Here is a 12,525-nt window from a genome sequence, read left to right as displayed (position 1 = left end):
TGACAGGGTCGAACGGGCTTGCCTAAGCCTTGTTTTACCTTTTGGGAAACAAGCCCTTTCACCTGGCCGGAAACCGGTACCGTCCGGTTCCCTCTCCATGGCGGTGAGTATTGCGCCGCACCCCAATCAGAAATGAAAACGGAGGACAGCGATGGCCGATTGGCCTGTTCACGCCACCATAACCGGACCGATCGTGATGATCGGACTTGGATCCATCGGGTCGGGCACGCTGCCCCTGATCGAACGTCATTTCAAATTCGACAAGGACCGCTTTACGGTCATCTCGCCGGAGACGGTGCACCGCAAGCTCGTGGATGAGTGCGGGTATCGCTATCGCGACACGACGTTGACGCCGGAGAATTTCCGAGACGTTCTGGAGCCGCTGCTGACCGAAGGCGAAGGGCAGGGCTTCTGCGTCAATCTCTCGTGCGACACCTCCTCGCTCGACATCATGAGGATGTGCCGCGAGATTGGAGCGCTTTACATCGACACGGTGACCGAGCCGTGGCTGGGGTTCTATTTCAACGCGGAAGCAGGCAACGCGGCGCGCACGAACTATGTGCTTCGTGAGGCGGTGCGCGCGGAAAAGCGCAGCAATCCGGGTGGCACGACGGCCGTTTCGTGCTGCGGGGCCAATCCGGGCATGGTGTCCTGGTTCGTCAAGCAGGGGCTGATGGATATCGCCCGCGATACCGGCCATACGGCCGACGTCCCGACCTTCCGCGAAGGCTGGGCGGCGCTGATGCGCGATCTCGGCGTCAAGGGGGTTCATATCGCGGAACGCGATACGCAGGTGGCCGACAAGACAAAGCCACTCGACGAATTCTGGAACACGTGGTCGGTTGAAGGGTTCATCGCGGAAGGCTTTCAGCCCTCCGAGCTCGGCTGGGGTACGCACGAGAAGTGGATGCCAAAAAACGCGGTCACCCATGAGGGCGGCTGCGGGGCGGCGATCTTTCTGGAACAGCCCGGCGCCGATACGCGGGTGCGCACCTGGTGCCCGACGCCCGGAGCGCAATATGGCTTCCTGGTGACCCATAACGAGTCGATCTCGATCGCCGACTACTACACGGTGCGCGAGAACGGGGAGGCGGTGTACCGCCCGACTTGTCATTACGCCTATCACCCGGCCAACTGCGCGGTTCTTTCACTGCACGAGCTTTTCGGCCGTGCGGGCAAGATCCAGGACACGTTTTATCTTCTCGAGGAAGACGAAATCACCTCCGGCATCGATGAACTGGGCGTACTGATCTACGGTCACGAAAAGAACGCCTACTGGTACGGCTCGCAGCTCTCCATCGAGGAAACGCGCGAGATCGCGCCCTACCAGAACGCAACCGGCCTGCAGGTGACCTCGGCGGTCATTGCCGGGATGGTCTGGGCGCTGGAAAATCCGAACGCGGGCATCGTGGAGACGGATGAAATGGACTTCCAGCGCTGCCTGGAAATCCAGACACCGTATCTGGGATCGGTGAAAGGCTACTACACCGACTGGACGCCGCTCGACGATCGTCCGGGACTGTTTCCCGAGGATCTCGATGGGGACGATCCCTGGCAGTTCAGCAACATTCTGGTGCGCTAGCGCACTCAGCGCCGGCTCGCGTTGATATATGAGGAAACGGCCGTGCCATCTTTTTGATGGCGCGGCCGTTTTCGTCTTTGAAACATTTCGCCACAAAACGATACGCGGGCGTTATCGCGCATTTACGCGCCGTTTCTAGTCCTTTGGGTTCTTTCTCGCTTCTGGGTTCGCCGGTGGCGAAGCTTTTGATGAAGAGGACTCGTTTTCTCATGAAAAGATATCTGACGACGGCTGACGTTGCCGTCGCATTGAACGCAGGGGCCGTCGTTGCGACGTCTGCGGATGCGGCGGTCGTGTCGCTGGCGACCGCCAACGTCAACATTCGTGCGGGACCGTCGACCCAGTATCCCGTGATCATCGTCCTGCCCCAGGGGGCTAATGTCGTAACCTACGGGTGCCTCGCCGGCTACACATGGTGCGATGTCGGGTTCGCCGGGCGGCGCGGGGCTGGATCTTCGCGTCCTATCTCCGTGTCGTCTATGGGGGCGGAACGAGGGTTCTGACACCGGGCGCCGCGGTCGCGGTCGGTGTGGCGATCGTCGGTTTCAGCCGCGCCTACTTGGACACCTATTATCGCGGATACGCCTGGCATTCGCACTGGAATTCCTATCCGCCCCCCGTCCCACGGAGGCAATCCGCCACCTCCGTCCCATGCGGGCAATCCTCCTTCGGGCGGAAATCCGGCAACGACGTCTCCTCACGTGACGACGCGCGGGACCTGCACGCAGGGCGACGCCTATGCCGGGGGCTCGAGGGTCGAGACCTATACTCGAGGGTCGAGACCTAATAATGGCGGGAGTTCGATGCAAGGTGCGGCTTGCAGGAATGGCAATTGCGTCTCTGGACGTTATGTCGAAGGCCCCGGCGGGGCGTCTGCGACCTGGTTTCGCCACTGCAATTCGGCAACCGGCTCGTGCACCGTCAGGGGCGTTGGACCGAACGGACGGCACTACCAGCGGTCCTTCGGCCGGTGATCTGAGCGCTGGAACGGGAGTTATCCGCCATGAGGATGATCCGATATATGGCCGTGGCCATCCTGGTGCTCGGTATGGGTGGGACAGGCGCAAAGGCGCAGGACGGCGAGCCTTCGGATTCATATGTTTCCTCGCCCGGAGAGTCGTTCTGCATCCTGCCGGAAGGGGCAACGCGTCAGTTGTGCGCGACGATCGTCTTTGCCGAAGATGGTTACGAGTTGTGTCTTTCCGTCGAGGACGTGGACGACGAACGCTGCATGGTTTTCCGCGATACCGGTCTGACGGACCCGGACGACCCTGAGAGCGAGGCCCCCGAGAGCGGGGACCCTGACGTGACGCAATCGGGGGAGTGCAGCGGCTGGTTGTGCGAAACGCCGAGCCTTCGGCTCATGTAACCGCCCCCCGATCTTACATTGATGAGCCCCCGACCGATTGCCCCGGCTGGGGGCTTTCTTTTCCCCGTTCGGCCTTGCGGTATCGGCCCGACCAGCCTCGGACAAGCTTGGACACATAAACCGGTATCCGACAACGCGATTATCGTGCGGAATTCCGGAGAGTGTCCGTGGAACCTGTTTATCTCTTTATCCTGGCGTCTCAACGCAACGATTGGCTTTCGGTTCGTCAGGCGGCGATTTCGGAAAACATCGCCAATGCCAATACGCCGGGCTTCAGGGCCAAGGACGTGACCCCGTTCACAGCTATCTTCGACGACATGGCCATGCCGATGGTCGCCACCCATGACGGCCATATGGGCGGCGTTGCGGCGACCAGCGAAAGCACGGATCTGAAGAAGGTCGATATATGGCAGGTCAGCTACTCGGGCAATTCCGTTTCGGTCGAGGAGGAGATGGTCAAGGCGACGGAGGTCAACGAGCTTCACGCCCTGACCGCCAACATCCTCAAATCATTCCATCGCATGACACTCGCGGCCGTGAAGGGATAGAGCCATGGTGGATCCACTCAGCGCATCCATGAAAATCGCGGCCTCGGGGCTTCACGCCCAGTCGCAGCGCATGCGCGTCGTTTTCGAAAACATCGCCAATGCGGACTCGACCGGCAAGACCGCTGGATCCGATCCCTATCGGCGCAAGACCGTGACCTTCGAGAACGAATTCAGCCGCGTCGCCTCCGCCGACCTCGTCAAGGTCAAGGATGTGGGCACGGACGATTCTCCCTTCCGTATCGAATACGAGCCGGGCAACCCGGTCGCGGACGTGGACGGCTACGTCAAGAAGCCGAACGTCAATCTCCTCATTGAGATGGCGGACATGCGCGAGACCAATCGGTCCTATTAAGCCAACCTGAAGATGATGACGCAGATCCGCTCGATGGTCATGTACACGATCGACCTTCTGAGGAATTCGTGATGATCAACGCAATCGACGCCCTGCGGACCGTCACCGACGGCGGGACGGGCAAGGTTTCCAAGACACAGTACGGCCAGCCGACGGCGGCGGTTTCCGGTGCTCAGGAGGCTAGCGATGTCAGCTTTTTCGATGCGCTCGCCAATGTGTCCATGGACGCCATCGAAACCCTGAAGGTCGGCGAAGCGGCTGCGATTTCGGGCGTTTCGGGCAAGGCGTCGGCGCAGCAGGTGGCCGAAGCGGTCATGGCGGCGGAAACCACGCTGCAGACGACCATCGCCATCCGCGACAAGGTCGTCTCCGCCTATCAGGAAGTTGTCCGCATGGCGATCTGACGAAGCTCGTCGGATCCCCGAACACCATACGAATTCCCCGCCGTGAGCCCCCACAAGGGGCCGGGCGGATCTGATCAGGAGTTGAAGCATGAAAGCGCTGGCTATCGCGGCGACAGGAATGAGCGCCCAGCAGCTCAATCTTGAGGTCATCGCCAACAACATCGCCAATATGAACACGACCGCCTTCAAGCGGGCGCGGGCGGAGTTTACAGATCTCCTCTATCAGGTCGACCGGTTGCAGGGCGTGCCGAACCGTGGCGGCGAGGACGTGGTGTGGAAGGCGCTCGTCTCGGCCTCGGCGTGCGCACCGCCGCGATCCGCAAGCTGCACGAGCAGGGCAGCCTGATCAATACGGATAATCCGCTCGATGTCGCAATTGACGGCCGGGGCTGGTTCCAGATCACCGGGCCGGACGGCGAGGCGCTCTATACGCGGGCCGGGTCGTTCAACAAGAACGACGAAGGCCAGCTCGTGACCCTCGACGGCTAAACGGTGGAACCGGCGATCGTCTTTCCCGATGAAACCGTCGAGGTGACGATCAACGAGTCCGGTCAGGTCTACGCCACCGTGGACGGTGAGGTGGAGCCCAGGGAACTGGGGCAGATCACGCTGGCGATCTTTGCCAATGGCGCAGGCCTCGAGCCGGTCGGCGGCAATCTCTTCCGCGAGACGAGCGCTTCCGGCGCGCCGGTCGACGATCCGGGCTTCGGCATCATCCAACAGAACTATCTGGAAAGCTCCAATGTCGATCCGGTCAAGGAGATCACGGAGCGGATCACTGCGCAACGCGGCTACGAAATGAACTCCAAGGTGATTCAGGCGACCGACGAAATGGCCAGCGCCGTCACCAACGGCATCCGCTAGGACGCCGGTTCTGGGCGAGGATAAGCGAAGGGAGCCGATCATGTTCGGTTCGGCGAAAGCAACGGGATTTCGCGCAAGGGCGCGGGCCACGCGGATGCTGGCCCTGGTACTCGGCGGGCTGGGGGCAGGCGTCCTCGGCACCGGTCCGGTTGCTGCCGGCGTCGATCTGCCGGTGCCACGCGTCACCATCCATCCCGGCGACGCCATCGTGCCGACGCTCCTCGTCGAGCGCAAGTTCCCCGAAGCGACCGTGCAGCGGTTCGCCGTGGTGGTCAGCCGTTCGGAACTCGATGGCATGGAGGTCCGGCGCACCTTGCTGCCGGGTCAGCCGATTCCGCTCAACGCGGTGGCCGCTCCGCAGCTCGTCAAGCGCGGACAGCCGGCACGGCTCGTCTTCCATGACAGCGGGTTGATCATCGTGGCGCAGGTCGAGGCGATGCAGGGGACCTGATCAAGGTTCGCAATCTCGACAGTGGGCCCACCGTCGTCGGCACCGTTCAGTCGGACGGGATGGTCCTGGTAGGAAACGAATGATGCGCATCCTGTCTCTTCTATTCGCGGTGCTGATCTCGATCGGTACGGCCGTCCCTCCCGCCTTTTCGATGGCCTGCATCAAGGATATCGCCAGCCTCCAGGGCGTGCGCGAGAACCAGCTCGTGGGCTACGGTCTGGGGATCGGGCTCAACGGCTCCGGCGACAGCATGCGGGTAAACGTGTGTAACACGCGGTTACGTACACGTAGCGTCGCGGCAGTTGCTGTTACGGTAGAGCTTCCGGCGTTCATCGGAAAGGGCGGGATGTCAGCGTCTCTTCGCTGGGCGATGCGACGTCGCTGAAGGGCGGCACGCTGATCGCGACGCCTTTGATGGCGGCCGACGGATCGGTCTATGCGCTTGCCCAGGGGCCGCTCGCGGTTTCCGGGTATTAGGCGGCCGGTGAAGCGGAAAATCTTGACAACGGCACGCCGACGACCGGGCGTATTCCCAACGGCGCGGTGATCGAACGCGAGATCGGCGACCGATTCGCGGATATCCCGTCGCTGGTACTGGAGCTGAACAATCCGGATTTCCGTACGACCGTGCGTGTCGCCGATGCGATCAACACCTATTCGAACAACCGCTACGGGGTGCGCGTAGCTCGTGAGCGCGACTATCGCTCCGTTGTGCTGCGCAAGCCGAAGCGTCTTGGCATGACCCGGTTCATCGCGGAGATCGAGGAGTTGCTGGTGCAGCCCGATCAACCGGCCCGCGTTGTCATCGATGAGCGGACGGGGACGGTAGTGATCGGCCGGAACGTGCAGGTTTCGACGGTTGCTGTAACCCACGGAAATCTCACGGTTCGCGTGGTGGAGACGCCGCAGATCTCGCAGCCCGCGCCGTTTTCGCGGGGCGGCAATACGCAAGTCGTGCCGCGAACCTTCATCGATACCAACGGAGAGGGCGGCCGGATGGCGATTGTCGGCGGCTCGACCTTCAGACGCTCGTGCGCGGTCTCAACCGGATCGGGTTGAAACCGACGGGGATCATCGCGATTCTCCAGGCGATTAAGACCTCCGGTGCGTTGCAGGCGGAACTGGTGATCCAGTAGGGGCTACGCCGTTCGCAGGCGATGTCATTCCTGAAGGCGTGTTGTTCCGGCCCGGGATTCGTTTGCGCCTTGCTGCGGGTAATTAGGCGGCAAAATATTTGCATGAAAGTTTTCGAACGACGTTCCCGAAACACCTCATCTCTCCATCGTCATTACCCGGCGAAGTTCGGGCAATCCAGCAGTCTGCGTCACGGTGAGGACGCTGGATCCCCCGGACTTCGCCGGGGGATGATGGCGGTGAAATTGGGGGGGAAAGGACGTTGCGCCTGTCCGGCAAGGCCGTTCAATTCGCAAAACCCAGTGGTTACTGGGTCCCCACCTTCGCGGGGATGACAATTGTGCGAGGGGGCGGTCGCAGGGGCATACGCTGATATTGCGGTGAGGGGGCCGTTCCCAAGGTCGCTCACGCAACATGGGCGCTCAGATATTCGCCCTACCGCTCCCGACCATCCGGTTCTCCGTACAAATCCGCCCTTCCTCTCCCATACCCAGCTTCGCGCAAGCCAGATTGGTCATGGTCTTCATGGCCCGCTTAAGGGGGCCGGTCTGGCGCCGGGATGAGTCCGATCCGGAAGTCGAGAAAAGAACGGAAGAGACGGTGCGTCGATGACAATGATTTCTGCGATCCACCGGGGGAGCCTGTGTTCCAGTGTCGCTGGCCGCACTGGTCGCGACATCTTCTGCCGGTGCTGCCGAGCAGAAGCCTCCTGAAGGAGCAAGTGCCGCGCAGCAAGCCGACGCACTGGCCGAAACCCAGGAGAGCGACGTGGCCGCCTATTGCCGCAATACAGTAGACGCAACAGCCGAAGCCCGGATCGCCTGGCAAACCTGGAAACTCCTGGCCTTGCAGGACTCCCTGAAACAACAGATCGAAGCACTGGAAGAAAAGCGCTCCCAGTTCTAGGAATGGGTGGAGAAGCGCAACAAGGTGCTGGCCGCCGTCGAGGATCACGTGGTCTCGATCTACGGACGCATGCGCACCGATGCCGCCGCACAGCAGCTTGCGACCCTGGATGAGGATGTCGCGGTCGCGGTGCTCTCCAAGCTCAAGCCGCGCAACTGGCCCAGAGCATGGCGAGCCTGACGGCCGCCGACTTCGGAAAGGATTCGTGATGCGCGCCTCCGCAATCATCGTTCCGCTCATTCTGCTCGGCAGATGCGCCGGGCAGCTCAAGGATGTCGGGCGCGAGCCGAGCATGTCGGCCGTGGGCGAGGGCCTGAAGTCGCAGCTCACCTCCATTCCGATGGAGACCTTCGCGCCGCTGAAGCGCAAGGACTACAACTCCCTTTGGGTGGAGAACCGCACCGACTTCTTCCGCGATCCGCGGGCTCGAAAGGTCGGCGACGTGCTGACCGTCAAGATCGCCATCGACGACAAGGCGGAACTTGACAACACGTCCGATCGCGAGCGCAGCTCTTCGACCGATATCGGGCTCGGCGGTGGATACAACGCCGACAGCGATTCAAGCTCGGTCGATGTGTCGGGCAACGCATCCAGCGGCTCGTCCTCGACCGGCAAGGGCTCCATCTACCGCTCCGAAGAGATCGAACTCAAGGTCGCGGCGATCGTCACCGAACGTCTTCCGAACGGCAATCTTGTCATTTCCGGATCGCAGGAAGTGCGCGTCAACTACGAGATGCGGCTCCTGAACGTGGCCGGGATCGTGCGTCCGCGCGATATCGGCGGCGACAACACGATCGACTACGACAAGATCGCCGAAGCCCGGATTTCCTACGGCGGACGCAGCCGCATCAGCGAAGTGCAGCAGCCCGGCTGGGGCCCGCAGCTCTTCGACATCATTTCCCCGTTCTAGGAGATCGGTCGTCATGTCCGACACACTATCCGCGCCGATCCGGCGAACCGGATCGGATACGTCGAGCCGCATCGGCATGATCTTCGGGTTCGTGTTCCTGACGGCGGCAGCCGCGGGCGCCGGCGGGCTGATCGGCCTGAAAATGGTCGATACGGTACGCGATTCCGTTGCCCGCGATGCGTCTGGAGTGGCGCGCAAGACGAGCTTCAATCCCGTCTACAGCACCAATGCGCAACTGCGCACCCTGATGCCGATGGTGACCAATCTCGCCGCCCCGCGCGATACCTGGATCCGGTTTCAGGTCTCCGTCATCCTGACGGACGAGGCGAGCGAGGAAGCGAGCCTGCTGGTCAGCCGGGTGGAACGGGACATCCTCGCTTATTTGAAGACGCTGACGCTCTCGCAGATCGAGGGAGCCGGCGGGGCTGCAACACCTGCGTGAATATCTCAATGAGCGCGCGAGGATCCGCTCCAAGGGGCAGGTGCGCGAACTGGTTCTCGAATCCCTGGTGATCCAATGAAGCGGTTTGCTCTCGCCACCATGATAGTGGCCGCTCACCGCGACGGTCGCGCAGGTTCCCGATCTCTCAAGTTTCATCCCCGAAGGCGACGGCAGTGCCGCCGGCCGAATCTTTCAGATCGTCGCGCTTCTGACGGTCCTGTCGGTTGCGCCGGGCATCCTGACCATGGTGACGAACTTCACACGGTTCGCTGTCGCGCTGTCGTTTTTGCGCTCGGGCCTCGGGCTGCAGACAACGCCCGCCAATCTCATCCTGATCTTGCTGGCGCTGTTCATGACCTTCTATGTCATGGCGCCGACCTTCGACCGCTCCTGGCACGACGGAGTGGAGCCGTTGATGCAGAACGAGATCACGGAGGAGGAGGCGTATACGCGGATCACGCAGCTCTTCCGCGAGTTCATGCTGGGGCAGGTGCGCGAACGCGACCTTGTGCTGTTCGACGATCTTGCCTCGAACCGCGTGACGGACAAGCCTGCGTCGAGCCCGGAAGAGGTGGAACTGCGGGTCCTTATCCCCGCCTTCATGATTTCGGAGTTGCGTCGCGGCTTCGAAATCGGTTTCCTGATCGTGTTGCCGTTCCTGATGATCGACATGATCGTGGCGATCATCACCATGTCCATGGGCATTATGATGTTGCCGCCGACAGTGATTTCCCTGCCGTTCAAGGCGCTGTTTTTCATCCTGATTGACGGATGGAACCTTTTGATCGGGAATCTGGTACGGTCTTTCTTCTGACTGGCAAGGTCCACGCAAGGTGGGCGTGTCAGTCTCCTAAGCACGGCAGGTTGGATCCTCAAACCAACCCATAGATCCGAAGGCATGATGCCGCCCTGCCGTACCGGTGCAAACCCGGTATGTCCCATCCAATCTTTTCTTTGAAAGGGACATATAATGGCTAGCTTGATGACCAATGCTGCGGCGATGACTGCGCTGCAGACCCTGAGCGCAACCAACAGCTTTTTCGAGGAAGTCCAAAACCGTATTTCCACCGGCTATCGCGTTTCGACGGCCGAGGACAACGCGGCTTACTGGTCCATCGCGATGACCATGCGTTCCGACAATCTGGCTCTTTCCGCGGTGGAAGACGCTCTCGGCCTCGGCGCCGCGACGCTCGACACCGTGTATGCGGCCATGGAAAGCACGGTCGACATCGTCGACGAGATCAAGGCGAAACTCGTGGTGGTCACCGAGCCGGGCGTGGATCGCGCGAAGATCCAGGAAGAAATCGATGCCCCGCAGGACAACCTGCGGTCCATCGCCGACTCCGCGGTCTTCAACAACGAAAACTGGCTGTCGGTGGATTCTTCCGACGCTTCCTACAACGCCACGAAGGAAGTCGTGGGTTCGTTCAGCCTCAACAGCGGTGTGATCACGATCGAGAAGATCCAGATCGATATCACCGAAACCGAACTCTACGATGACGCCGACCAGTCGGGCATTCTAGACAAGGCACAGGTCAACGGTAACGCCGTTGCCACGATCGACATCTCCGCTCTGACCGACTCGGCAGCCGACCTGGCGCTCCTGGAGGGCATGGTGACCGACGTTGATGACGCCTTGGCCGAGATCATGGATGCGGCGACCGCCCTTGGCGCTGCCAAGAGCCGCGTGAAGCTGAAGAACGAGTTCGTCTCTGCTCTGACGGGCGCCCTCGATCGCGGTATCGGCCAGCTGGTCGATGCGGACATGAACGAGGAATCGACCCATCTGCAGGCTCTGCAGGTTCAGCAGCAGCTCGGTATTCAGGCGCTGTCGATCGCCAACTCTTCGAGCCAGAACATCCTCTCGCTGTTCCAGTAAGCTCAATCTGAGCGAACAAGTACGGCCGAAAACGAGCCGCGCCCCTGACCGGGGGCGGCACGGTTTTTTCGTGTTCGCGCCCGCCTGCACCTCGTCTGCCCATGAACCAAAGGCCGCGCAATGTCCGCGCAAGCTTGGGGGGCGATAGTCGGTCCAACGAACAATTCGACCGTTGTCAGGGGTGCTCGATGCCGGGTCGCGAAGATGCTGAAAAGCTCTGGGCCAATCTTCAGGAACTGGGAACGAAACGGCTCATCGCCATGGCGTTGATCGGGCTCGTCACCATGATGACGGTCGGCTTCGGCGCCTACTATCTTAGTCGGCCGGAAACGGTCACGCTCTATACCGGGCTCGACGGCGAGGATGTCAGCCGCATCGGTGCGGCCCTGCAGGACGCAGGTATCACCTATGACGTCAATCCGGAAGGCTCCGCCGTCTTCGTCAATCATTCCTCCACCGCGTGGGCCCGTATGTTGCTGGCTGAACGCGGTCTGCCACGCGGGGCGGAAGCCGGGTACGAACTCTTCGATGAGATCGGTTTGCTGGGACTGACCTCGTTCATGCAGGAGGTGACCCGCGTCCGGGCACTTGAAGGAGAAATCGCACGCGCGATCCAGTTGATGAGTGGCGTGCGTGCCGCGCACGTTCATATCGTGATGCCTGAGAAGGGATCCTTCCGGCGCGATCAGCCGCCGCCGTTCGCCTCCGTTGTGATCCGGTCGGAATCCGCCGATGACGTGAAGACGGCGGAAGCCATCCGCCACCTGGTCGCCGCCGCCGTTCCCGGCATGACGGCCGAAAAGGTCACCGTGCTTGATACGCGCGGAACGATGCTTGCCACCGGCAAGGATCCGGCCAATGCATCCGCAGGAATGATGGCCTCGCTTGAGGGGGCGGTGAACGTCCGCATTCAGGAAAATATCCGCACCACTCTGCCCCCCTATCTCGGCCTCGACAACTTCGAGGTGTCGGTTGCCGCCACGCTGAACACCGATCGCAAGCACACCAACGAGGTGATCTACGATCTGGATTCGCGCACCGAACGCTCCGTGCGCACGGTGCGCGAGGAGGAGAGCGTCCAGAACGCCAGTTCCGAGCCGCCGATCACCGTGCAGCAGAACCTGCCCGACGAGACGGTTCAGTCGGATTCCGGCGAGCGCTCCAACGAGGAGAACAACCGCCGCGAAGACACGGTCAACTACGAGATTTCGTTGAAGACGATCGAGACCGCGCAGGACGGATACCGGGTCGACCGGCTGTCCATCGCCGTGCTGGTCGACAAGGCCCGGATGATGGAGACGCTCGGCGACAATGTGGGCGAAAAGGTCGTCGAGGCTCATCTTGCCGACATCAAGCAGATCGTCTCGTCCGCTGCCGGCGCGAACGCCGAGCGCGGCGATACGGTGACGATCTCGATGGTCGATTTCATCGCCAACAGCCGCGACATGAAGCCGGTGCCGCCAATCTCGCTAGTCGAGCTGCTGGTGCGCCAGTCCGGCAATGTTGTCAACGCCCTGACGATCCTGATCGTTGCCGGAATGCTGGTCTGGTTCGGTCTTCACCCGGCGCTCGCCGCTCTGGTGCCGCCGAAGGAGATCGCGGTTCAGGTTTCCGAATTCGAGGCGTTGCCTGCGGGTAAAGCCGGATAGGCGGCGACAGCGAGGGGACGCGTCTGGCACCGTCG

At 61.6% G+C, this 12,525-nt stretch carries 12 protein-coding genes and 4 pseudogenes; all 16 read left to right on the top strand.

From position 1 onward, the window contains the following. The first annotated feature begins 151 nt into the window (after positions 1-151). The 16 genes and pseudogenes from QNJ43_RS00235 (at position 152) to fliF (ending at position 12,490) form a co-directional block, all read left to right on the top strand. Positions 152-1,582 (top strand): homospermidine synthase, encoded by a 1,431-nt coding sequence (locus QNJ43_RS00235; RefSeq protein WP_300466429.1) that lies wholly within the window; start codon positions 152-154, stop codon positions 1,580-1,582. A 209-nt stretch (positions 1,583-1,791) separates the two neighbouring features. Further along, positions 1,792-2,085, top strand: a complete 294-nt coding sequence (locus QNJ43_RS00230; RefSeq protein WP_300466427.1) for an SH3 domain-containing protein — start codon at positions 1,792-1,794, stop codon at positions 2,083-2,085. A gap of 518 nt (positions 2,086-2,603) precedes the next feature. Next, positions 2,604-2,951 carry a hypothetical protein gene (locus tag QNJ43_RS00225; RefSeq protein WP_300466425.1) on the top strand — a complete coding sequence of 116 codons (348 nt, stop codon included), beginning with the start codon at positions 2,604-2,606 and terminating at the stop codon, positions 2,949-2,951. Between the two features lie 167 nt (positions 2,952-3,118). Beyond that, positions 3,119-3,499 carry a flagellar basal body rod protein FlgB gene (flgB, locus tag QNJ43_RS00220; protein WP_300466423.1) on the top strand — a complete coding sequence of 127 codons (381 nt, stop codon included), beginning with the start codon at positions 3,119-3,121 and terminating at the stop codon, positions 3,497-3,499. Between the two features lie 4 nt (positions 3,500-3,503). After that, a pseudogene (gene flgC / locus QNJ43_RS00215) lies at positions 3,504-3,923 on the top strand (flagellar basal body rod protein FlgC). Further along, positions 3,923-4,255: a flagellar hook-basal body complex protein FliE gene (locus QNJ43_RS00210; protein WP_300466421.1), complete on the top strand. Its 333-nt coding sequence runs from the start codon at positions 3,923-3,925 to the stop codon at positions 4,253-4,255. The pseudogene flgC and the gene QNJ43_RS00210 overlap by 1 nt, the downstream one beginning before the upstream one ends. Before the next feature lie 88 nt (positions 4,256-4,343). Then, positions 4,344-5,119 (top strand): annotated as a pseudogene (gene flgG / locus QNJ43_RS00205) (flagellar basal-body rod protein FlgG). 40 nt (positions 5,120-5,159) lie between these two features. Then, on the top strand, positions 5,160-5,570 hold the full coding sequence (gene flgA / locus QNJ43_RS00200) for a flagellar basal body P-ring formation chaperone FlgA (protein ID WP_300466419.1): 411 nt from the start codon (positions 5,160-5,162) through the stop codon (positions 5,568-5,570). A 79-nt stretch (positions 5,571-5,649) separates the two neighbouring features. Further along, positions 5,650-6,706: pseudogene (gene flgI / locus QNJ43_RS00195) on the top strand (flagellar basal body P-ring protein FlgI). Positions 6,707-7,355: 649 nt separating this feature from the next. Further along, complete coding sequence (locus tag QNJ43_RS00190; RefSeq protein ID WP_300466418.1) at positions 7,356-7,610, top strand: hypothetical protein; 255 nt, start codon at positions 7,356-7,358, stop codon at positions 7,608-7,610. Between the two features lie 6 nt (positions 7,611-7,616). Beyond that, positions 7,617-7,790: a hypothetical protein gene (locus QNJ43_RS00185; protein WP_300466416.1), complete on the top strand. Its 174-nt coding sequence runs from the start codon at positions 7,617-7,619 to the stop codon at positions 7,788-7,790. 28 nt (positions 7,791-7,818) lie between these two features. Then, positions 7,819-8,520 (top strand): flagellar basal body L-ring protein FlgH, encoded by a 702-nt coding sequence (gene flgH / locus QNJ43_RS00180; RefSeq protein ID WP_300466414.1) that lies wholly within the window; start codon positions 7,819-7,821, stop codon positions 8,518-8,520. 13 nt (positions 8,521-8,533) lie between these two features. Then, on the top strand, positions 8,534-8,962 hold the full coding sequence (locus tag QNJ43_RS00175; protein ID WP_300466412.1) for a flagellar protein: 429 nt from the start codon (positions 8,534-8,536) through the stop codon (positions 8,960-8,962). 124 nt (positions 8,963-9,086) lie between these two features. Next, positions 9,087-9,776, top strand: a pseudogene (gene fliP, locus QNJ43_RS00170) (flagellar type III secretion system pore protein FliP); the annotation flags it as partial. 156 nt (positions 9,777-9,932) lie between these two features. Beyond that, complete coding sequence (locus QNJ43_RS00165; RefSeq protein ID WP_300466410.1) at positions 9,933-10,841, top strand: flagellin; 909 nt, start codon at positions 9,933-9,935, stop codon at positions 10,839-10,841. A 188-nt stretch (positions 10,842-11,029) separates the two neighbouring features. Further along, positions 11,030-12,490, top strand: a complete 1,461-nt coding sequence (gene fliF / locus QNJ43_RS00160; RefSeq protein WP_300466408.1) for a flagellar basal-body MS-ring/collar protein FliF — start codon at positions 11,030-11,032, stop codon at positions 12,488-12,490. The last annotated feature ends 35 nt before the right edge of the window (positions 12,491-12,525 follow it).

It is taken from the genome of Breoghania sp. (assembly GCF_030066895.1).
GTDB lineage: Bacteria > Pseudomonadota > Alphaproteobacteria > Rhizobiales > Stappiaceae > Breoghania.
This window is presented reverse-complemented; position numbering and strand designations above follow the sequence as displayed.

What these genes read in the sequence shown, in the direction of transcription:
- flgA (WP_300466419.1), top strand. Translation starts at nt 5,160, where the DNA reads ATGTTCGGTTCGGCGAAAGCAACGGGATTTCGCGCAAGGGCGCGGGCC.
- QNJ43_RS00230 (WP_300466427.1), top strand. Translation starts at nt 1,792, where the DNA reads ATGAAAAGATATCTGACGACGGCTGACGTTGCCGTCGCATTGAACGCA.
- fliF (WP_300466408.1), top strand. Translation starts at nt 11,030, where the DNA reads ATGCCGGGTCGCGAAGATGCTGAAAAGCTCTGGGCCAATCTTCAGGAA.
- QNJ43_RS00210 (WP_300466421.1), top strand. Translation starts at nt 3,923, where the DNA reads ATGATCAACGCAATCGACGCCCTGCGGACCGTCACCGACGGCGGGACG.
- QNJ43_RS00225 (WP_300466425.1), top strand. Translation starts at nt 2,604, where the DNA reads ATGGCCGTGGCCATCCTGGTGCTCGGTATGGGTGGGACAGGCGCAAAG.
- QNJ43_RS00175 (WP_300466412.1), top strand. Translation starts at nt 8,534, where the DNA reads ATGTCCGACACACTATCCGCGCCGATCCGGCGAACCGGATCGGATACG.
- QNJ43_RS00235 (WP_300466429.1), top strand. Translation starts at nt 152, where the DNA reads ATGGCCGATTGGCCTGTTCACGCCACCATAACCGGACCGATCGTGATG.
- flgH (WP_300466414.1), top strand. Translation starts at nt 7,819, where the DNA reads ATGCGCGCCTCCGCAATCATCGTTCCGCTCATTCTGCTCGGCAGATGC.
- QNJ43_RS00165 (WP_300466410.1), top strand. Translation starts at nt 9,933, where the DNA reads ATGGCTAGCTTGATGACCAATGCTGCGGCGATGACTGCGCTGCAGACC.